The 20,921-nt window shown below is 72.0% G+C and carries 19 protein-coding genes; 12 read left to right on the top strand and 7 right to left on the bottom strand.

Annotated elements, in window-relative coordinates; all coding sequences use genetic code 11:
• Positions 1 to 257: 257 nt before the first annotated feature.
• A complete protein-coding gene (katG, locus tag OG774_RS13950; protein ID WP_328310956.1) occupies positions 258 to 2,450 on the top strand; it encodes a catalase/peroxidase HPI in 2,193 nt (730 codons plus the stop codon).
• A 67-nt stretch (positions 2,451 to 2,517) separates the two neighbouring features.
• Here the strand turns inward: katG and OG774_RS13945 are convergent, their stop codons facing one another.
• Both OG774_RS13945 and OG774_RS13940 read right to left on the bottom strand, forming a co-directional pair.
• Entirely contained in the window at positions 2,518 to 3,960 is a 1,443-nt protein-coding gene (locus OG774_RS13945) for a carotenoid oxygenase family protein (protein WP_328310354.1), read from the bottom strand.
• 10 nt (positions 3,961 to 3,970) lie between these two features.
• A complete protein-coding gene (locus tag OG774_RS13940) occupies positions 3,971 to 4,579 on the bottom strand; it encodes a hypothetical protein (protein WP_328310352.1) in 609 nt (202 codons plus the stop codon).
• A 371-nt stretch (positions 4,580 to 4,950) separates the two neighbouring features.
• Here OG774_RS13940 and OG774_RS13935 point away from each other — a divergent pair, with 371 nt between their 5' ends.
• From OG774_RS13935 to OG774_RS13915, 5 genes are all read left to right on the top strand, one after another.
• Positions 4,951 to 7,683 carry a DUF6777 domain-containing protein gene (locus OG774_RS13935; protein ID WP_328310350.1) on the top strand — a complete coding sequence of 911 codons (2,733 nt, stop codon included), beginning with the start codon at positions 4,951 to 4,953 and terminating at the stop codon, positions 7,681 to 7,683.
• A gap of 237 nt (positions 7,684 to 7,920) precedes the next feature.
• A complete protein-coding gene (locus tag OG774_RS13930; RefSeq protein ID WP_328310348.1) occupies positions 7,921 to 8,385 on the top strand; it encodes a hypothetical protein in 465 nt (154 codons plus the stop codon).
• Positions 8,382 to 9,398: an HTTM domain-containing protein gene (locus tag OG774_RS13925; RefSeq protein WP_328310346.1), complete on the top strand. Its 1,017-nt coding sequence runs from the start codon at positions 8,382 to 8,384 to the stop codon at positions 9,396 to 9,398. Before OG774_RS13930 ends, OG774_RS13925 begins: the two co-directional genes overlap by 4 nt.
• Positions 9,399 to 9,553: 155 nt before the next feature.
• On the top strand, positions 9,554 to 9,880 hold the full coding sequence (locus tag OG774_RS13920; protein WP_328310344.1) for a hypothetical protein: 327 nt from the start codon (positions 9,554 to 9,556) through the stop codon (positions 9,878 to 9,880).
• A 214-nt stretch (positions 9,881 to 10,094) separates the two neighbouring features.
• Complete coding sequence (locus OG774_RS13915) at positions 10,095 to 10,292, top strand: hypothetical protein (protein WP_328310342.1); 198 nt, start codon at positions 10,095 to 10,097, stop codon at positions 10,290 to 10,292.
• Between the two features lie 27 nt (positions 10,293 to 10,319).
• Here OG774_RS13915 and OG774_RS13910 read toward each other — a convergent pair whose 3' ends face one another.
• The gene (locus tag OG774_RS13910) at positions 10,320 to 10,760 is read right to left on the bottom strand and encodes a hypothetical protein (RefSeq protein ID WP_328310340.1); all 441 of its coding nucleotides are present in this window, start codon (positions 10,758 to 10,760) and stop codon (positions 10,320 to 10,322) included.
• Between the two features lie 355 nt (positions 10,761 to 11,115).
• Here OG774_RS13910 and OG774_RS13905 point away from each other — a divergent pair, with 355 nt between their 5' ends.
• On the top strand, positions 11,116 to 11,466 hold the full coding sequence (locus OG774_RS13905) for a hypothetical protein (RefSeq protein WP_328310337.1): 351 nt from the start codon (positions 11,116 to 11,118) through the stop codon (positions 11,464 to 11,466).
• A gap of 13 nt (positions 11,467 to 11,479) precedes the next feature.
• Here the strand turns inward: OG774_RS13905 and OG774_RS13900 are convergent, their stop codons facing one another.
• The 3 genes from OG774_RS13900 to OG774_RS13890 form a co-directional block, all read right to left on the bottom strand.
• Positions 11,480 to 11,872 (bottom strand): helix-turn-helix domain-containing protein, encoded by a 393-nt coding sequence (locus OG774_RS13900; protein WP_274192837.1) that lies wholly within the window; start codon positions 11,870 to 11,872, stop codon positions 11,480 to 11,482.
• Between the two features lie 445 nt (positions 11,873 to 12,317).
• The gene (locus OG774_RS13895) at positions 12,318 to 12,716 is read right to left on the bottom strand and encodes a hypothetical protein (RefSeq protein ID WP_328310334.1); all 399 of its coding nucleotides are present in this window, start codon (positions 12,714 to 12,716) and stop codon (positions 12,318 to 12,320) included.
• A gap of 93 nt (positions 12,717 to 12,809) precedes the next feature.
• A complete protein-coding gene (locus tag OG774_RS13890; protein WP_328310332.1) occupies positions 12,810 to 13,187 on the bottom strand; it encodes a hypothetical protein in 378 nt (125 codons plus the stop codon).
• 283 nt (positions 13,188 to 13,470) lie between these two features.
• Between OG774_RS13890 and OG774_RS13885 the strand changes: the two genes are divergently transcribed.
• Complete coding sequence (locus OG774_RS13885; protein WP_328310330.1) at positions 13,471 to 14,172, top strand: TetR/AcrR family transcriptional regulator; 702 nt, start codon at positions 13,471 to 13,473, stop codon at positions 14,170 to 14,172.
• Positions 14,173 to 14,207: 35 nt separating this feature from the next.
• On the top strand, positions 14,208 to 14,453 hold the full coding sequence (locus tag OG774_RS13880; RefSeq protein ID WP_328310328.1) for a hypothetical protein: 246 nt from the start codon (positions 14,208 to 14,210) through the stop codon (positions 14,451 to 14,453).
• 24 nt (positions 14,454 to 14,477) lie between these two features.
• On the opposite strand, the gene OG774_RS13875 is transcribed toward OG774_RS13880, so the two are convergent.
• Entirely contained in the window at positions 14,478 to 16,841 is a 2,364-nt protein-coding gene (locus tag OG774_RS13875) for a xanthine dehydrogenase family protein molybdopterin-binding subunit (protein WP_328310326.1), read from the bottom strand.
• Between the two features lie 74 nt (positions 16,842 to 16,915).
• Here OG774_RS13875 and OG774_RS13870 point away from each other — a divergent pair, with 74 nt between their 5' ends.
• The 3 genes from OG774_RS13870 to OG774_RS13860 all read left to right on the top strand — a co-directional run bounded on the left by OG774_RS13870 (position 16,916) and on the right by OG774_RS13860 (position 20,920).
• A complete protein-coding gene (locus OG774_RS13870; RefSeq protein WP_328310324.1) occupies positions 16,916 to 17,743 on the top strand; it encodes an SDR family NAD(P)-dependent oxidoreductase in 828 nt (275 codons plus the stop codon).
• 104 nt (positions 17,744 to 17,847) lie between these two features.
• Positions 17,848 to 18,651 carry an alpha/beta fold hydrolase gene (locus OG774_RS13865; protein WP_328310322.1) on the top strand — a complete coding sequence of 268 codons (804 nt, stop codon included), beginning with the start codon at positions 17,848 to 17,850 and terminating at the stop codon, positions 18,649 to 18,651.
• A 133-nt stretch (positions 18,652 to 18,784) separates the two neighbouring features.
• The gene (locus tag OG774_RS13860) at positions 18,785 to 20,920 is read left to right on the top strand and encodes a hydantoinase/oxoprolinase family protein (RefSeq protein WP_328310320.1); all 2,136 of its coding nucleotides are present in this window, start codon (positions 18,785 to 18,787) and stop codon (positions 20,918 to 20,920) included.
• Position 20,921 lies beyond the last annotated feature (1 nt).

The raw sequence follows: 20,921 nt of genomic DNA, 5'->3' as shown, positions 1-20,921 counted from the left end.
CGCCGACCCCGTCACTGTGACCGAGGGGCCGCACGGCGGCCAGACCTGACCACGCAGATGATGCTCATCGCGCCCCGATTCTTGATTCGTTCCAGAATAGGCGCGACACTGCGGCCCGTGTCCGCGCCGACCGCACCCCCGCCCGGGGCGACCGCGACGGCCCGTCCCACCACCTCGAGCACCGCACCGACCACCGCTGACCACCCAGTGACCCGGAGGACTTCCTCGTGTCAGAACACGTGACCCGCGAGACCGAGATGAACACGGAGGACGCCGGGGGCTGCCCCGTCCACGCCGGTCGTCTCTCGCACCCGACCGAGGGCGGCGGCAACGTCGACTGGTGGCCGAACCAGCTCAACCTCCGCGTCCTGCGCTCGCACACGTCCGTCTCCAACCCGATGGACCCCGACTTCGACTACGCGGAGGAGTTCGCGACCGTCGACCTCGACGCGCTCGCGGCCGACGTCGACGAGGTCCTGACGACGAGCCAGGACTGGTGGCCTGCCGACTTCGGCCACTACGGCGGCTTCATGATCCGTCTGGCCTGGCACTCGGCCGGCACCTACCGCCTGGCCGACGGCCGCGGCGGCGCCGGCATGGGGATGCAGCGCTTCGCCCCGCTGAACAGCTGGCCGGACAACGGCAACCTGGACAAGGCCCGCCGTCTGCTCTGGCCGGTCAAGCAGAAGTGGGGCAAGAAGGTCTCCTGGGCCGACCTCCTGATCCTCGCGGGCAACCGGTCCCTGGACACGATGGGCCTGCCGACCTTCGGCTTCGCCGGCGGTCGCCCGGACGTCTTCGAGCCCGACAACGAGACCTACTGGGGCCCGGAGAACTACTGGCTCGGCGGCGACCAGCGCTACACCGGCGACCGCCAGCTCGAGAAGCCCCTCGGGGCCTCGCAGATGGGCCTGATCTACGTCAACCCGGAGGGCCCGGACGGCAACCCCGACCCGCTGGCCGCGGCGCGCGACATCCGCGAGACCTTCGGCCGGATGGCGATGAACGACGAGGAGACCGTCGCCCTCATCGCCGGTGGCCACACCTTCGGCAAGACCCACGGCGCGGCCGACCCCGAGCAGTACGTCGGCCCCGAGCCCGAGGGCGCCTCCATCGAGGAGGGCGGCCTGGGCTGGAAGCAGAGCTTCGGCAAGGGCAAGGGCCGCGACACGATCACCTCCGGCCTGGAGGTCACCTGGACCTCCACGCCGGTGCAGTGGAGCAACGGGTACTTCGACAACCTGTTCGGCTACGAGTGGGAGCTCCACAAGTCGCCGGCCGGCGCGTGGCAGTACCGCCCGGTCGACGGCGGCGGCGCGAACACCGTGCCCGACCCGGAGACCGGCGAGCTCACCCGCCAGCCCACGATGCTCGTCACCGATCTCTCGCTGAAGGTCGACCCGATCTACGGTGAGATCTCGAAGCGGTTCCACGAGAACCCCGACGCGTTCGCCGACGCGTTCGCGCGTGCCTGGTTCAAGCTGACCCACCGCGACATGGGTCCGATCCAGCGCTACGTCGGCCCCTGGGTGCCGGACGAGACGCTGATCTGGCAGGACCCGGTGCCCGCGCACGAGGGCCCGCTCGTCGGCTCCACCGAGATCGCGGAGCTGAAGAAGCAGATCCTCGACACCGACCTGACCGTCTCCCAGCTCGTCAAGGCGGCCTGGGCGTCGGCGTCGACGTTCCGGATCGGCGACAAGCGTGGCGGCGCCAACGGTGCGCGCGTGCGTCTCGACCCGCAGATCGACTGGGAGGTCAACGACCCGCAGGAGCTGCGCCGCACGCTGTCGGCCCTCGAGGGCGTCCAGTCGTCGTTCAACGCCTCCGGCACGCAGGTCTCGCTCGCCGACCTCATCGTCCTCGGCGGCTGCGCCGCGGTGGAGAAGGCGGCGCGCGACGCCGGGTTCGACGTGTCGGTCCCGTTCACCCCGGGCCGCACCGACGCCTCCCTGGAGTGGACCGACGTCGACTCGTTCACTCACCTCGAGCCGAACGCCGACGGGTTCCGCAACTACCTCGGCAAGGGCCACCAGCTCCCCGCCGAGTACCTGCTGGTGGACCGCGCGAACCTGCTCAACCTCTCGGCCCCCGAGATGACCGTGCTCGTCGGCGGTCTGCGGGTGCTGGGCGCGAACACCGCCGGTGCGTCGCACGGGGTGCTCACCGAGCGGGTCGGGCAGCTCACGAACGACTTCTTCACCAACCTGCTCGACATGAACACCACCTGGGCGAAGGTCGCCGAGGAGGAGGGGCTCTACGAGGCCCGCGGCACCGACGGTGAGATCCACTGGACCGGCACCCGCAACGACCTCGTGTTCAGCTCGAACTCCGAGCTGCGCGCCCTCGCGGAGATCTACGCCGAGAACGGGTCGGAGGAGAAGTTCGTCCGTGACTTCGTCGCCGCCTGGGACAAGGTCATGATGCTGGACCGCTACGACGTCAAGTAGCTCGCACGGAACGAGGGACGCCCCGGCTGCGCACGTCGCAGCCGGGGCGTCCCTCGTTCGTGGTGCGCTACTCCTGCGTCGGGAGCCACGCCCCGTGCAGCCCGAGCGGGACGCGCAAAGGGATGCGGACGCGGGCCACCGGCCCGGAGCCCGGGTCGGCGCCCGGGAGGACCACGAACCAGCTCGACCGGTCGGTGCGGTCGGTCGCGAACGTGACCCACCAGCCGTGCGTGGCGTCGTCATCGCCGGGCCGCGGGACGAAGCACGGCTCGCCGACCGACAGGTCGCCGGCGTCCCACGTGACGCTGCGGCCGGCCGCGGTGTCGACCCACAGCACCGCGTCGAACTCACCGCTCGCGAGCTCGTGGTGCCCGGTCTTCGTGCCGAGCGCGACGACGTCGTGCCGCTGCCCGAGCCGACGGTCGTCGACGCGCGGGAACTCCATGCCGTGCGGTTCGGTGAGGAACGTCCTGGTGATCGATCCGCGCACCGGGTCGATCTCCGCGCGGGCGAGGCCGCCGACGACCGGGCCCGTGTCCGGGGACAGGCCGCCCGGCCGGGACCACTCGACGAAGTCCAGGACGACGCCGCCGTCGTCCCTGTCGTAGGCGTTGGCGCTGTGCCACGACCAGAACGCGTCGGTGTGGGCCCAGCGCACCGGTCCGCCGTCGCGGGGGATCAGCGCGATCCGCGTGCCGTCGTCGGGCCGCCAGGACAGCAGCGACCCGCCGCGCATCGCCGCCGCCACGTCGAAGTACATCGGGCCGAGCACGAGCACGACGAAGCGCTCGGTGAGCGCCATGTCGTGGATCATCACCGGGACGTCGACGTCGGGCACCGCCGTCGGCGTGCGCCGCGCGCTGCCGTCGGGTCCGAGCACCGACCACGTGAGGTACGGCGCCTCGAGCCCGTAGCAGAACACCACCATCTCGCCGGTGCGCGGATCGACCTTCGGGTGGGCGCAGATGCCCGCGGGCAGCGAACCGCCGAAGGTCTCCCGCCCCCGCGTCGCGAGCTCCGGGGTCAGCGCGTAGGGCGGCGCCGACTCCGCGAGCGCGAGCAGCTTCCCGCCGTGGCGCACGACGTTGATGTCGGGCAGGTCCTTCACGGCCCCGGCGAGCGCCGGGCCGACCTCCTCCGCGCTCGGCGTGTAGCCCGTCATCAGGCCGCCCCACAGCGCGCGGCCGGCGGCGATCTCGGTGTCGAGCATCGGGGTGTGCACGAAGCGGTTGGCGTACCGGGCCTTCCCGCCCGACACCCGGAGCCCGTGCACCATGCCGTCGCCCTCGAGCGGGAACACGTAGGACCCGAGGGGCGTGAAGCGCGGGTTGGGGCCGTTGCGCAGGTACATCCCGTCCATCTCGGACGGGAGCTCGCCGACGACCTCGAGGTCGCCGGCGTCGATCTCGTCGATCACCGGCTCGAACAGGCCGGAGAGGTGCGGGTCGTGCGCGGCGTCGACGGGAGGCGGTGCGCCCGGTGATGGGGCACTCGGCACGGTGGCGGTCATCGCGCGTGCCTCAGGCCGGCTGGGCGGGCGGGGCGGATGCCTCGTGGGCGCCCTGCGGCTGGTCCCGGCCGGTGACGTGGTCGGGGTACCAGCTCGTGAACTTCACCGCGGCGACGATCGCGACGATCGGCACCACCCAATTGAAGACGTCCGAGGTCGCACCGAGGTAGGCGACGGCCGCGTCACAGAGCGCGTTGACGACGAACACCAGGCCCCACACCGCGGTGATCACGCGGTTGATCTGCTTGAAGGTCGGGCTGTCCCAGTACTCGCGCGGCGTCTGCTGCCGTGCGTAGTACTCGGTGAACGGCCGGCCCACGGCCAGCGACCCGAGGGCCACGAGCGCGATCACGATGCTCGAGAGCAGCTGGGCGCGGTCCTCGATCGGCTGCAGGGTCGCGCGGTCCAGCACCAGCGCGAGCACCACCAGCACGCTGAAGAAGAGGAGGCCCGCGGCGTCGAGGACGCTGATCGAGCGGGTGCTGCGCCAGCTGGGCACCGAGAGGATCAGCGAGCAGAGCAGCGCCGCGAGGGCCGCCCACATCCAGGTGCTGGGCCCGGCGACCACGCTGAAGACGATCCAGGGGACGAACCCGAGGAAGATGGCGGCTTTTTGCACGACGAGGCCTCCTTGACGACAATGACTGTGCGTCATCGTGAGACAGGCAGACGGAGGACTCAAGAGTTCCGACCCGGAGATCCTCTCTCGATGGGTAACGATCTCGTCGAGTCTGTTGGCCCGAATGGGTGATCGCACTCCGCGGTTCGTCGACGCTCTCGTCGCACCGGGCTGAGGCCTTCCCTTCCGACGCGATTCCTACGGGGCGCGACGCGCGGTCACTCCTCGGTGCGCTTCGTTAGCCACATTGGGCAAAGTGATGCTTGCGCTTGACACTCAGCGCTACAAGCCACACTGTGTTGTTTGTCAAGCAAGAGAAGACACCCCGCACGTCTGCGTGCTGACACCGGTCAGCGACGAGAGAAGCCGATGTGAAGTACCGACCGATACTGACCACCTTCGCGGTGGCCGGACTGATATGCGGCGGCGCCGTCGGCACCGCCGTGGCCGCCGACCCCGCGCCCTCCGTCTTGGTGGCTCCACCCGCCCTGGTGGCCCAGTCCGCGGGCACGCCCGGGCTGGACCCCTTCGCACCCCCCGCGGCGGGCGGGCTCGACCCCGTCCTGCCGGCCGCCTCCGTCGGCGCCGTCTCGGGCGCCACTCCCGGCCTCTACGGCGGCACTCGCGACAACGCCTGCGACAGCGCCTCGATGGCCTCGTTCCTGCAGGCCAACCCGGACCGCGGCAACGCCTTCGCCGCCGCCCAGCAGATCGCGCCCGCCGACATCGGGGGCTACCTCGACGCGCTGACGCCGGTCACGCTCCGCGCGGACACGGCCGTGACGAACAACGGGTTCGCCAACGGCAGTGCCACCCCGTTCCAGGCCGTTCTCCAGGCCGGGACCGCGGTCATGGTCGACGAGTTCGGCGTGCCCCAGGTCCGCTGTGCGTGCGGGAACCCCCTCGAAGGGTCGGTGCAGAACGGGCCGGCCGGCCTCACGGGCGACACCTGGGAGGGCCTCTCCTCCGACGACGTCGACTCGATCAGCGCGTCGGATCACCGGATCGAAGAGTTCGCCCTGGTGACGGCCACGAACGAGACGATGACGCGACCCACCGGGAGCCACGGTGACCGGGACTACGTGACACCGGGTGGCAGCACGACCGGGACCACTGCTGGTGGGACGACGGCTGGCGGCACGACGGCTGGCGGCACCACGGCTGGCGGCACGACGGCTGGCGGGACGACGGCTGGCGGCACCACGGCTGGCGGCACGACGGCTGGCGGCACCACGGCTGGCGGCACGACCGCTGGTGGGACGACCGCTGGTGGGACGACCGCTGGTGGGACGACCGCTGGTGGGACGACGGCTGGTGGGACGACCGCTGGTGGGACGACCGCTGGTGGGACGACCGCTGGTGGGACGACGGCTGGTGGGACGACCGCTGGTGGGACGACCGCTGGTGGGACGACCGCGGGTGGCACGACCGCGGGTGGGACGACCGCGGGTGGGACGACCGCTGGTGGCACGACCGCTGGTGGCACGACCGCTGGCGGGACCACTGCCGGTGGCACGACTGCTGGTGGCACGACTGCCGGTGGCACGACTGCCGGTGGCACGACCGCTGGCGGGACCACTGCCGGTGGCACGACTGCCGGTGGGACGACCGCGGGTGGCACGACCGCGGGTGGCACGACCGCTGGCGGGACGACCGCGGGTGGCACGACCGCTGGTGGCACGACTGCCGGCGGGACCACTGCTGGTGGCACGACGGCTGGCGGCACGACCGCTGGCGGGACCACTGCTGGTGGCACGACTGCCGGCACCACTGCTGGCGGGACCACTGCTGGTGGGACGACTGCTGGTGGGACGACCGCTGGCGGTACGACGGCTGGTGGCACGACGGCTGGCGGCACGACCGCTGGCGGTACGACCGCCGGTGGCACGACCGGGACGACCGCCTCGACCGGCACGACGGCCACCACGGCCGGCGGCACGACCGGCACGACCGCCTCGACCGGCACGACGGCCACAACTGCCGGTGGCACGACCGCCGGCGGCACGACAGCCTCGACAGGCACGACGGCCACCACGGCCGGCGGCACGACCGGTACGACCGCCTCGACCGGCACGACAGCCACGACCGGCACGACAGCCACGACCGGCACGACAGCCACGACCGGCACGACCGGCACGACCGGCACGACCGGCACGACCGGCGGCACCGCCACGGGCTGTGACCTCAGCGAGGGAGTCACGCAGGACGGCAACGTCATCACCGGAACGTCCGGTAACGACACCATCGACTGCACGAACGCCACCGCAGGCGTGACGGTCATCGGTGGCGACGGCAACGACACCATCACCGGAACGGTCTACGCCGACAACCTTGACGGCGGGGGTGGCAACAACACGATCACCGGCGGTGCCAGCGCCGACGTCATCACTGCCGGCGATGGCAACAACACCCTCACCGGCAGCGAGGGCGACGACACCATCACCGCGGGCAACGGCGACAACATCATCACCGGCAGCGCCGGCTTCGATGTGATCGTGGCCGGCACGGGCGCGAACACCATCGACGAGGGTGATCAGACCCCGACCCCGGATCTGGCTCCTGGAGCGAATGCCCGGACCGCACCGTCAACAGACGGTCCTGTGGTCGATGAGCCGATCGTGCCCGGCGTCGATGCCCCGATTGCTCCGGCGACCGAGGAGGCTCCGGCCACTGAGGAGGCTCCGGCCACTGAGGAGGCTCCGGCGACCGAGGAGGCTCCGGCGACCGAGGAGGCTCCGGCGACCGAGGAGGCTCCGGCGACCGAGGAGGCTCCGGCGACCGAGGAGGCTCCGGCGACCGAGGAGGCTCCGGCGACCGAGGAGGCTCCGGCGACCGAGGAGGCTCCGGCGACCGAGGAGGCTCCGGCCAGTGAGGAGGCTCCGGCCAGTGAGGAGGCTCCGGCCAGTGAGGAGGCTCCGGCCAGTGAGGAGGCTCCGGCCAGTGAGGAGGCTCCGGCCAGTGAGGAGGCTCCGGCCAGTGAGGAGGCTCCGGCCAGTGAGGAGGCTCCGGCGACCGAGGAGGCTCCGGCGACCGAGTCGCTCAAGGCTCCGACGGCAGGGCTGTTCACGCCGGCTCTGATCGTGATGGAGGTCCTGGGGCTGTAGGACACCATAGGCGAATGGCTCCGACCTCGTGGACACGAGGTCGGAGCCATTCGCAGTGAGTGGTTCTCACTCGGTCGGGGCGGGCGAGGTCGGATACCCACCATCGGTGCTGTCGAAGTGGACACGGATGTGAATGTGAACGAGGAATCGACGGACACCGACCGTTCCGACAATGCACAGGCGCCCCCGCACCGCGCTCTCTCCCGTCGCCGGCGAATCGTCATCACCCTTTTCGTGGTGGTCACGGTCGGGGCGGTCCTCGTCCAGAACATGCCGGACTCGGTGCTCAAGGGTGGCCTCATGGCAGCGGCGCGGCCATATCTGAACCTGACCGGGTTGGACCAGACCTGGTCGATCTTCTCGCCGAACCCGCGTCAGGAGACCGCCTACATCCTTGCTCGCGTCGAGCGGATCGACGGTTCCGTCGCGTTCCGTCCGATCCCCACCGGTGTCGGACCGTCGGAGTACTGGGGCTACCGGTGGCAGAAGTACGGAGAGAGCCTCACCGAGCCCGGCGGGGGTCGTGCGCTCTGGAGGCCGTACGCCGAGTGGGTCGTCGGCGAGGATCGCAGCGAGGGCAACGAGCCCGTGCGGGTCACTCTCCTCCGTCGGTCGTCGACGAACCTGCCGCCCGGGGTGCAGCCGGACGCCCTGCCCTTCGTTGATCGCGACTTCTACACGGCGCCGGTGACGGCACGATGACCGCGACATGGGACCGGGTCCGCACGGGCTGGAACACGTTCTGGTTCCGGCCGGAGCCGACGTCGACCATCGCCGTCGTCCGGATCGCATTCGGTTTCGTGGCGATCCTGTGGACGTTGTCGCAGCTCCCCACGCTGCTGACGTTCTACGGACCCCGCGGCGTGCTCCCGGTGCAACCGGAGCTCGGTCCCGGGGCCTGGACACTCCTCGGTGTCTCCACCAGTGCCCCGGTGGTCATCTCTCTGTGGGTCGTGACCCTGCTCGGCGCGGTCGGCGTCATGATCGGGTTCCGGACCCGGCTGGCCACGATCCTGCTGTTCGTCGGGGTGCTGTCGTTCGAGCGTCGGGATCCCTACATCCTCAACGCCGGGGACGTCCTGCTGCGCACCCTGGCGTTCTACCTCGTGTTCTCCCCAGCCGGCGCCGCCCTTTCGGTCGACCGGTGGCGCCACGCGCGGGAACGGTTCTGGGAGTTCCCGCTACGGGCGCCCTGGGCGCTGAGGTTGATGCAGATCCAGCTCAGCGTCATCTACTTCGCGACCCTGTGGGGGAAACTGCAGGGGGATCGGTGGCGTGACGGGACAGCGGTGTCGTACGCGTTGCGTATCGACGACATCCATCGTTTCGCGACACCGGGTCTCCTCACCGACTCGGTCGTCCTGTCCGAAATCCTGACTTTCGGTACCCTGCTGCTCGAGCTCGCGCTCGCCATTCTCGTCTGGAATCGCACCCTGCGTCCCTGGGTGCTCGCGCTCGGGGTCTCCCTCCACGTGTCGATCGCGTTCTCGATCATGGTGGGGTTCTTCACGATGCTCATGCTCACGCTCTATCTGGCGTTCATTCCCACGGAGACCGCCCGCCGACTCATCCTGTCCGTGCCGGCGGCGTGGCGCCGGCGAAAGGCCACCCGGCGAAAGGTCACCCGGCGCCCGCCGGGGTCGTCGACCGGACGCCCGCCTGCTCACTCGCCGAAGCCGGATCGTGCGGAGAGTAGTGACGTAGTGCGCAGTTGAGCCGTGAGACCCCCTCGTTGGCGTATTGCCGCAGCGTCCTGCGGAGGTGAGGGTTGAGCCAGACGTCGTACCCGAGCCCCCGGTGCCTGTCGTCATGTGCACGCGGCGAGGGGATCGGCATGGATGTTTGCAGGGGTACGACTCCCTCATCGGACGTGGCCGGACGAGAAGCCTCGCCCGGGGCGGTCCACCCACGGTGGTGCGACGAGGACGCCGCCGCCGAGTTCGACGGTGTGGAGCACGCCTCTCGGGCTCATCGGTGGCGCCCGGCGTACGAGCACGAGGTCGCGATCGTCGACCTGCTCCGCCAGGTCGTCTATCTCGACGGGGGCACCGAGATCCCCACGGCGACCGTCCGTATCGACAACTCGTCGCAGCCCGGCGAGGTCGCCCTGACGGCGGAGGACCTCGCGACCTTCGCCGGCCGTCTCCTGAGCCTGCGCGCCGCCCTGATAGCCCAGCGCGGGGACTCGCCCCGTTAGGCGCTCGACCGGTCTCACGGCCCGTGGCGGATGCCACGATGCGGTAGGCTCATTAACACAATCGTGTTCTGCGCTTCGGTGCAGCGAGAGCCCTGGTCCCCGGGTCTCCAGGCGCGATCGTCGCCCGACCGAGGGGGCCCCCGTGCGCGACCAGAGCACTCACAGTCTCGATGCCGAGAGAGTGCTGGTCAGGGGGTTGCGTGCCGTGCTCACAGTGTCCTACGCACCCCTGGTCGGCAACGTCGCCCTGCTGGACACCACGGCCGCCGCCTGGACCCTGGAGCTCGACACGGGAAGCTCCGCGGAGGACCACTGCTGGGCGATGCTCGACCTGCTCAAGGTCCTGAGCTTCGGTGTGCAGGCTGCCGACTTCGCGACGCCCTCGCCGTCTTTGCGGCTGGTGCGGGGCTGAGGCCCGGCCTCGGGACGACCACGACGACTACGACGACTCCGACGCCTCCGACGACGCATCGGAGGTCTCGGACGGCGCGGTGCTCTTCGGCCACCCCAACCGCAGCCCGCCGAGGGAGTCCGACCGGGCGCCGGCGAGGCCCTCGTCCGCCGACGCCTCGGCGACGGCAGCACGGATCAGGGTCAGGATGGCGTCGCGCATGCCCTCCGAGAGTCGCTCCGTCCGTTCCGGCAGCAGCTCGGAGAACACGCTGTCCCGACGGACGACGTCGAGGCCGACCGTCTGCGCCGCCGCGAGGACGACCGTCGTGATGTCGACGTCCAGGACCCGCGCCATGGCCGTCAGCGACTCCGGGTCCGGGAACCTCCGTTGCGGCACCCCGGAGCCGAGCTGTTGCCAGCGTCCGCGGGTGAGCGCCTTGTCGGAGATGCGCTCGAGGTCGCTGTAGGACCATCCGCGATCCCGCATGCGAGCGCGGATGAGTTCGTGCAGAGGCATCGCGGGGCCGCCGTACCTGCTCGCGTCATCCTCGGACACTGCTCTCGCTCACCTCGCACCACGACGAGCGGTCGCGGGCGCCGAACCCGGCGAGGACTCGCGAAGCGCCACTGCTCCGTCTACTGTGGCTCTCTCTTCGGCATCACTGTACTTGACGGGCCGTGCCAGGACGCACGGATTCTGCCGGCACCAAGTTCCACTTCGGTCCGGGGCGTAACGCGGAGGGCCTTCGCTGCGAACCTCCTGTGCGGGGGCACGCATAGTCACAGCCCGGTCACGGACAGAGGCCGGTGTGGGCGCGGGATCGTTGTCGAGAGGAGCGCTGATGGGTGAGCGTCCCGGGCCGGACGATGCCGGGCAGACGTTCGCCCAGGTCCTCGGCGACGAACTGGACGACACCGGCCATCCCGCGTGGTGCCAGTTCGACCGGCCCGGCGCCGTCGGCGGTGTCGAGCACGTGTCGAGGCTCTTCGAGTGGCGCCCCACCTACATGCCCGATGTCGCGGTGACCGGATGGTTGCGGCACGTCTCCTACCAGGACAGCAGCGAGGAGACCCCGGTCGTCGTCCTCCAGGTCGACAACCCCGAACAGCCGGGCGAGATGGGGATGAGCGCCGAGGACCTCGCGTCGCTGGCGGAGCATCTCCTGGCACTCCGGCGGACCCTGCTCGGCTGAGCCGCCCGCCGGATCAGTTCTCCAGGGTGCTCTCCGGGCTGGGTCCGTCGGCGTTGCCGACGGAGCGCTGACGACCTTCGTTGGCGATGCGGAACTGCTTGGCCAGCTCCACCAGCGAACGCCACTGGTCGTCGGTCAGGTGGTGGAAGTCCTCGGGCAGGGTGCGGACCTGGTGGACCGGGCGTCGGAGCTCGGCGAGCACCGCGTTGTAGTCCAGATCCAGGGCCGAACAGAGCGGCCTGATCGTGTCGTAGCGCGAGTGCGAGACCCGACTCTTCAGGACGTTGTGGACGGTGCCCTCCGACACCGGGTCGCCGAGCTCGGCGGTGAGTCGCGCGAGCTGCTTGATGTTCACGCCGCGCCGCTGCATCGCCTCTCGGACGATCTCGCCCAGGCTCCGCTCCACGAGGCCGCACCCTACGGTCTCGCCTCCCGATGCTGTCCACCTTCTGTCACCGACCGGTCTCTCTGCGGCGCCCGAACGTGGATCTTCCGCAAAGAGTCCCGGCGATGTGGTGACGCTCGGTGAGAAGTGCACGATAGTGGCGACTCGCCGTCACATCGCCGACCCCGTTGGTGGCTTGTCACAGGGAAGTGGGGCTCTTAGTCTCAAGTCGCGATTGTTATCTGCGCCTGACGATGTGGCCCCGGACCTCGGCCCCGGTCGTCGAGGGTTCGTTCCCTGTCGACGTCAGAGCGAGTACCGGGGGGATTTCTGTGGGTGTCGCTGCGTGGATCTATCTCGGTGCGGCGTCCTGGACGGTGGTGAGCTGCGGCCTCGGCTTCGTGATCGGCCGATTCCTGGCGACGCGGGATCACGGTCGTCCCGCCGAGGCGGACCGGGGGACGCCTCAGGTGGTCTGGTCGGCCCGCGCGCCGGCCACGGCGGTCAGGACCGGCACGCCGTCGATCCGCCGGGGCAGGAGCCCGGACTCGGCGGCGGTGGTGACCAGGACGACGAGGTCGACCGCGGGGTGCTGCGCTGCGTGGTGCAACTGCCGCTCCACGGGTTCCGTCAGCCCACCCAGCGCCGGCACGACGCCGATCGACGCCTCGACGCGCGGGTACGGCTCCGCGGCCAGCAACGGCAGGCGGAGGTCCCCGCCGAGCGCGTAGTCCCGGACGGTGACCAGGCCGGCTCCTGCTAGGAGCAGAGCGATGACGCCGATGACGGACGTCGGGTCGAGGTGGGGGAAGGACGCACCCTCGATCAGCTCGACGACGCGGTGAGCCAGCAGTTCAGCATTCATGCTCGACCCTCCCGCCTCCCACGACAGGACCATGATTACCTGTTCGGGCCCGTGAGGCGAGCCCTTGACGGGAACGGTGTGTCGCGGACCTGCTCAGGCGAGCACCGACGCCCCGTGCGGGAGGCGGGCTGCGAAGCGGCGGTAGCCGTCGGTGTCGTCGCCGTCGTCGACGTGGTTCCAGCCGCTGACGAACACGCCCTGCTCGGAGAGCACGCGCACCGCGACGGCCTGGGCGACCGCGGGACGCACCCGGGGCGCCGCGCCCCGCGGCGCCAGGGGGATCGACCAGGCCACGCGACCGCCGCGACGGCACACCAGCGACCATCCCTCGGCGTAGGCGAGCGGCTCGCTGACCAGCTCGTACTCGGTGGCGGCCACGGGCGGGACGACGACGCGCGGATCGGGGCCGGGGGGCGCCGCCACGGCGAGGTCGCGGAGCCCGATGACGTCCAGGTCGCGGTTCGTGATCATGTCCGGTCCCTCCCCGGTGCTCGACGCCCGGCGAGCTTCCCCGGGGTGATACACGGCAGCCTTGTATCGAATCGCGCCAAACGTTAGCTGCGCCACATCGAGGTCGGCAACACGCTATGTGTCACTGACACCGGATGGAGCACGCACCCGCGCCGTGTCCATCACTCGGACGGCGCAGCGATCGGTGTCTTGCCGTGAGACGAGCGTGAGCGGCGGTGCGTCATGGCGCGGAGCATCGATACGACACGTTTGTGTATCCGTGCTCGAGGGTCACCTAGCGGTCGTGTCTCCCGCCGAGCGCGCCCCCGCACGTCCGCCCGCGGCACCACGCATCAAGGCCGTGGCGTCGGGCGAGGGTGCCGCCCACGCCGGGGGGCACGCGGGCGGTCGGCCGCGCAACGCCGAGATCGACCGGCACGTCCTCGAGGTGGCCCTGCGTCACCTGCGCACCGTCGGGCTGCGCGGGCTCTCGGTCGCTGCCGTGGCCGAGGAGGCGGGGACGACGCGCGCCGCGGTCTACCGGCGGTGGGCGGACCGCACCGAGCTGGCCGTGGCGGCGCTCGGGACGATCACCCACGGCCCTTCTCCCGCGTCCTCGGGCGACCCGTTCGCCGACCTCGTCGGCGAGCTCGCGCGGTTCCGGCGCTTCGTCGTCGACACCGACGCGACGGCCCTCGTCGCGGTCGCGCTCGTCGAGGGCACCGACGCCCGGGTGTGCGAGGAGATCCGGCGCCGGCTGGTCGAACCGGCCCGCGGGCGTCTGCGGGCCTGCCTCCGTGCCGGGGTCGAGTCCGGTGCGCTGCGTGCGCAGGCCGACCGCACGACGGCCGAGGACCTGCTCACCGGCTCGTGGCTCGCGCACGCCGCGCGCGGCGAGACCCTCGCCGAGGACTGGGCCCCGCGGACGGCCGCGATGGTCTGGGCGGGGTGCGGAGGTGTGCCGGTGGAGCGCCGGGGCGCAGCACACGCCGCCCCGATCGAGTGATCGAGTTCCCGGCGACACGAGCCGTTGTCCGGGACATGACCCTCTCCCCGGAACTCGTCCCCGTCGACGCTGCGCGACTGCGCACCGGCGTGAGCGCGATGCGTGCCGCCATCGCCGACGGAACCCTGCACCACCACGCCCCGCGCGACGTGCCCCCGGGGAGCCGGTCGAACGCGGTGGAGGTGGTGCGGGCGTGGGCCGCCGGCGAAGGACCGGACGCCCAGCGCCGTCGGTGCGGTGTCTGCGCGACGTGGCCCCTCGCGCCGCGCACCCCTGCCTGAGTCCTCCACCGGAGGCCGACCCCGTCACACGTCGACCGCAGCCGCCTCCGGGTCCGCCGATGCACCGCGCACGGGCAGGTCGGCGAAGAACGCCGGCGGCTCCGTCCAGGGGTCGGCGGGGGTCCCGTTCTCGGCCTCGTGGATCGCCCGCCAGACCCGCTCGGGGGTGAGCGGCATGTCGACGTGGCGCACGCCCAGCGGGGCGAGGGCGTCGACGACCGCGTTCTGCACCGCGGGCGTCGAACCGATCGTCGCGGCCTCGCCGATCCCCTTCGCCCCGAGCGGGTTGTAGGGCGTCGGTGTCTCGGTACTCGCGACCTCGTAGGTCGGGAGCTCGGCCGCGGTGGGCAGCACGTAGGCGGCGAAGGTGCCCGACGTCGGGTTGCCGTCGTCGTCGTAGGAGAAGCCCTCCCACAGCGCCTGCGAGATGCCCTGCGCGAGCCCGCCGTGCTGCTGGCCGGCGACGAGCGTCGGGTTGAGCACGGTGCCGCAGTCGTCGACGGCGACGTGGCGCACGGGGGTCACGCGGCCGGTGTCGAGGTCGACCTCGACGACCGACACGTGCGCACCGAAGGGGTACGTCGCACCGGACTGGCTCTCGTCGCGGGCCTCGATAAGCGACACGCCCTGCTCGGTCGCGGCGGCGGCGACCTCGCGCCACGTGAGCACGCGGTCGGGCACCCCGGCGACGCCCAGGCCGACGACGCCGTCGTCCATCGCGGTGATGTCGCCGGGGTCGGCCTCCAGCGCGGTGGCGACGACCTCGCGCGCCCGGGACAGCACGGTGTCGGCCGCGACGAGCACGCTCGAGCCCGCGAGCTGCAGCGAGCGCGAGCCGCCGGTGCCGCCGCCGCGAGGCACGGAGGCGGTGTCGGACTGGACGAAGCGCACCTGGTCCATCGGGACGCCGAGACGGTCGGCGACGATCATCGCGAACGACGTCGCGTGGCCCTGGCCGTGCCCGGAGGTGCCGACGGAGACCGTCGCGCCGCCGTCGTCGTCGACGCTCACGGCGCCGTACTCCGCGCCGCCGCCGCCCGCGGTGACCTCGACGTACACGGCGAGCCCGATGCCGAGCGCGACGCGGTCACCGCGTGCGCGGCGGGCCGCCTGGTCACGGCGCAGCTCGTCGTAGCCGGCGATGCGCAGCGCCTCGTCGAGCGCCTTCTCGTACTCGCCGGAGTCGTAGAGCGAGCCCGTGCGCGTGGTCACCGGGAACTCGTCGGGCTGCAGGAAGTTGGCGCGGCGCAGCGCCGCGGGGTCCATCTCGAGCTCGTGCGCCGCCATGTCCACCAGCCGCTCGAGCATCGCCGCCGCCTCGGGCCGCCCGGCCCCGCGGAACGCGCCCATCGGCGTCGTCGTGGTCAGCACGGCGGCGCCGTCGTAGGCGATGGTGGGGATGCGGTAGACGCCCTGCGCCATGGCACGCGTGGGCCCCAGGGTGAGCGCGCCGCCGAACCCGGCGTACGCGCCCGCGTCGCCGACCACCCGCGCGCGCAGGCCGACGATCGTGCCGTCGCGGCGCAGCCCGAGCTCGCCGTACTGCACCTGCCCACGGCCGTGCGGCATCGCCGTGAGGTTCTCCGAGCGCGTCTCGGTCCACGTCACCGCACGCCCGAGCTGCCGCGCCGCCTCGATCACCACCGCGTGCTCGGGCGCGAGCCCGGCCTTGCCGCCGAAGCCACCGCCGACGTGCGGGGCGACCACGCGCACGCGCTCGGGGTCCCATCCCCACTGGCGCGCGACCTGCCCGCGCAGCCCGTGCGGCATCTGGGTGGAGACGTGGATCGTCATCTCGTACCCGTCGCCGGGCGCCGCGGTGACCGCATTCCCCTCCATCGGCGCCACGGCGAGGCGCTGGTTCACGATCCGCGCGCGCACCACGACGTCGGCGCCCTCGAGCGCTGCCACGTCGTCGGGGTCGCGGACGCCCGCGGCGAGGTTGCTGCCGAGCTCCTCGAACTGCAGCGGCGCCCCGTCGGCCAGCGCGGCCTCGGGGTCGACGACGGGCTGGAGCGGGTCGTAGTCGACCTCGACGAGCTCGGCGGCGTCCACGGCGGCAGCGCGCGTGGTGGCCACGACCGCCGCGACCATGTCGCCGACGAAGCGCACCTTGCCGCGTGCGAGCAGGGGGCGCGCGCAGTCGTCGTTGAGCACCATGAACGGGCGATGATCGGGCAGGTCCGTGAAGTCCTCGCCGGTCAGGACCGTCACCACGCCGGGCGCTTCGCGCGCCTCGGCGGTGTCCACGGCGCCCAGCCGGGCGTGCGCGAGCGGGGAGCGGACGAAGACGCAGTGCAGCGCCCCGTCCGGCACGATGTTGTCGACGTACGTGGCGTGGCCGCGGAGGAGCTCGGGGTCCTCGACACGGCGCACGGCCGTTCCCATGATCGATCCTGGCACTCCTCGACGCTAGGCCTTCGAGCGCGCTCGAGCGCAACCCGAGCGGGTACTCGGCCGCCATGCCGCTGCCGCCGCCGGGACCCGACGCCGCCGTCCTCGTCACCGGAGCCTCGTCGGGCATCGGTGCCGCCGTCGCCCGGGTGCTCGCCGGGCGCGGCCACCCGAGCGTGCTCGTCGCCCGGCGCGGCGACGCGCTGACCGAGCTCGCCGCGGAGCTGCGCGCGGTGTCCGGCCAGGCCTCTGAGGTGCACGCCGCGGACCTCGGCACCGACGCGGGCCTCACCCTCACCCGGGACCTGCTCGACGACGACCGCGTGGCCGGTCTGGTCAACGCCGCCGGCTTCGGCGTCACCGGCCGGGTCGCCGACCTCGCCGGGGACGCGGACAGCCGCGCCGCCCTCGACGGGCTGGTCCGCCTCAACGTGCTCGCGCTGCACGACCTCACGGTGGCCGCGGTCGGTGCACTCACCCGCCGCGTGCGCGAGGACCGCCCCGGCGCGATCCTCAACGTCTCCTCGATCTCCGCGTTCCAGCCCCTGCCGGGCGCGGCCAGCTACGCCGCGAGCAAGGCGTTCGTGCAGTCGTTCTCCGAGGCCGTGCACGCCGAGCTCGTCGGCACCGGCATCACCCTGACCACGCTCAGCCCCGGCCTCACGCGGACCGGGTTCGCCGAGGCGGCCGGCACCGACGCGTTCGACCAGGTGCCCGACCTCGTCGTCGGGGAGGCCGCGGACGTCGCCGAGGCGGGCGTCGCCGCGATGGCGCGCGGCGCCCGCAGCGTCACCCCGGGCCTGGTCAACCAGCTCTCCGCCGTCGGCGGGCGCCTCGCCCCGCGCACGCTGCTGCTGCCCGCCCTCAAGGCGGGGATGGAGTCCTTCGGGGCCTGAGGAGGGAAAGTCCTCGTGACACTTCTCGGGGGCTGCTGTCGAAACGGGGCGGCGTCGTTCGACGCCCGGGCGAGACCCTCTCCGGCCCACCCCCAGGAGCCCCGATGAGCACCCCGACCAGCACCGGTTACGCCCCCGTCGGCGACCTGCAGATGTACTACGAGCTCCACGGTCCCGCGGACGCCGACGGCACGCCCCTGCTGCTCCTGCACGGCGGCCTGTTCGACATCGACCTGCAGTTCGGTGCGGTGCTGCCCGGCCTGTCGGCGGACCGTCGGGTCATCGCGACCGACTTCCAGGGCCACGGCCGCACGAACGACCTCGACCGGCCGCTCTCGAGCGCCGCCCTCGCGGGTGACGTCGTCGCGCTGCTGGCGCACCTCGACGTCGGGCAGGTCGACGTGTTCGGCTTCAGCGTCGGCGGGGCGGTGGCGCTGGAGCTCCTGGTGAACCACCCGGAGCTGGTGCGTCGCGCCGTCGTCTCCTCAGTGTCCTTCACGCCCGACGGCATGCGCCCCGAGAACGCCGCCGTCGGTGAGATGAAGGTCGAGATGATCGAGGGGACGCCGATGGCGGACTCCTACCGCGCGAAGTCGCCGCACCCCGAGGGCCTGCAGGGGCTGCTCGACAAGCTCGGCGCCTTCGACGGCGGACCGGGCTGGAGCGACGCGCAGATCGAGGGCATCGCGGCGCCCACGTTGATGACGGTGGGCGACTGCGACGCGGTCCACCTCGAGCACGCGGTGCGCTTCCTGCGCCTGCGCGGCGGCGACGTCAACGGCGACTTCGTCGGCGTCCCGGCCTCGCAGCTCGCGGTCTTCCCGGGCACCACGCACTTCAACGGCATGGCCCGGACGGCGCTCGTGCTGGACGTCGTGACGACGTTCCTGGACGTCGGGGAGGGCTGACGCCCGGACGGCGGCGGGAGACCGTCTCGTCCACGAGAGCCCCCCTTGACGAGCCTTCGCCAGTGTCAGATAGTCAACGGCACCGTCAAACGCGTGGCTCGGGTCACGCTCCGGCTCAACGAGGAGAGTGGCCATGGCCTACGTGATCGGCGTCGACGTGGGCGGCACGTTCACCGATGCGGTGCTCGACGACGAGTCGGGGTCGGTGGTCGCGGCCAAGGCCCCGTCGACGCCGCCGGACTACTCGCGCGGGGTGCTCGATGTGCTCGAGCTGCTCGCCGAGCAGCTGGGCCGTCCCGTCGAGGAGATGCTCGCCGAGACGCACCACATCGCCCACGGGACGACGTCGTCGTTGAACGCGCTGGTGACCCGCCAGGTGCCCGACGTCGGGTTCCTGACCACCCAGGGTCACCGCGACTCGATCTTCATCATGAACGTCGAGGGCCGCTACCTCGGACGCTCGCCGCACGAGCTCCAGCACGTGCTCGAGCAGGACAAGCAGCACCACCTGCTCCCCAAGCGCCACGCCCTCGAGGTCGTCGAGCGGCTCGACCGCGACGGCGAGGTCGTCGTCGCGCTCGACGAGGACGGTGCGCGCGAGCGGATCCGCACGCTGCTGGCCGACGGCGTGCGGGCGATCGCGGTGTCATTGCTGTGGTCGTTCCGCAACCCGGTGCACGAGCGCCGCATTCGCGAGCTCGTGCACGAGATCGACCCGGACGTGTACGTCGCGCTCTCCAGCGAGGTCAGCCCGCGCATCCGCGAGTTCGCGCGCAATTCCACCACCATTATGAGCACGCAGGTGGGTCCAGGATTGCGCGACTACCTGACCTCGCTGGAGTCCGCGTTGCGCGAGCGCGGTCTCGCCGGTCCGCTGCTGGTGATGCAGAGCAACGGCGGCGCCGTGGCGGCGGCGGAGGCGCCGGCGCAGGCCATCAGCACGGTCGGCTCGGTGCTCACCGGCGGCGTGGTCGGCTCGATGGCGCTGGGCCGCAAGCTCGGCCACCGCAACATCATCTCCACCGACGTCGGCGGCACGACGTTCCTCGTCGGCCTCGTCGTCGACGGCCGTCCCGAGCGCGAGACGACCACCGTCATCAACCACCACCCGATCAACGTCCCGACGCTGCGCGTGCACGCCATCGGGTCCGGCGGCGGCGCGATCGCGTGGGTCGACGCGGGCGGCAACCTGCGCATCGGGCCGGAGAGCGCGGGCGCCGTGCCCGGCCCCGCCTCGTACGACCAGGGCGGCACCGAGCCGACCAACACCGACGCCAACCTCGTGCTGGGGATCCTCCCGGCGCGGGGCCTGCTGGGCGGGCGCAAGGCGCTCTCCCTCGAGAGGGCGCGCGAGGCCATCCGCGTCCGGGTCGCCGAGCCGCTGGGGCTGTCGGTGGAGGACGCCGCGGCTGCGATCCACGCCGCGCAGAACGCGCAGACCGGCGATCTCCTGCGCAAGACCGTGGTCGAGGCCGGCTACGACCCGCGCACCTTCGTGCTCTACGCCTTCGGCGGCTCCGGCCCCGCGTTCTGCGCCGCGTACGCCGCCCACCTGGGGGTCGAGGAGGTCGTCGTCCCGCTCGGCGCCGTCGCCTCCGCGTTCTCCGCGTACGGGCTCGCGGCGTCCGACATCGAGCTCGCGAGCGAGCTGTCCGATCCCGCCCAGCTGCCGGTCGACGCGGTGCGCGCGGAGAAGAACTTCGCGCAGCTCGAGGACCAGGTGCGTCAGGGCCTCGACCGCCAGGGGCTCACGTTCGAGTCGGTCGAGATCCACCGCGAGATCGACATGCGCTACGCGATGCAGCTCGCCGAGGTCACCGTCCCGGTCACCGGCGGACCTCTCGACCAGGCCGCGCTCGACGGGGCGGCCACCCATTTCGAGACCCGCTACGCCGAGCTGTTCGGCCCCGGCTCCGGCTTCCGCGAGGCCGGCGTCCAGGCCATCACCTACCGGGTGCGCGGTCGCGGCGTGCTGCCGTTCTCGCCGGAGCTGCCCGCGCTGCCCACCGCCGACGGCCCCGACCCGGGCGCCGCCGAGACGGGCCGGCGCCCCGTGCACCTCGACATCACCCGCGGCTTCGAGGACACGCCCGTCTACGACTACGCCGCCCTGCGCGCGGGCCACGTCCTCACCGGCCCCGCGATCGTCGAGGTGCCGACGACCACCGTCGTCGTCCCCGCCGGGCGCACCGGCACCGTCGACGAGCTCGGCAACCTCACCCTCCGCCCCGCTGCGTCCTCCGATGCTGCGTCTCCCGAAGGAGCCTGAC

The sequence above is a fragment of the Actinomycetospora sp. NBC_00405 genome (assembly GCF_036044095.1).
Lineage (GTDB): Bacteria > Actinomycetota > Actinomycetes > Mycobacteriales > Pseudonocardiaceae > Actinomycetospora > Actinomycetospora callitridis.
Note: the sequence above shows the minus strand (reverse complement) of the source record. Positions and strands in the feature narration are given on the sequence as shown.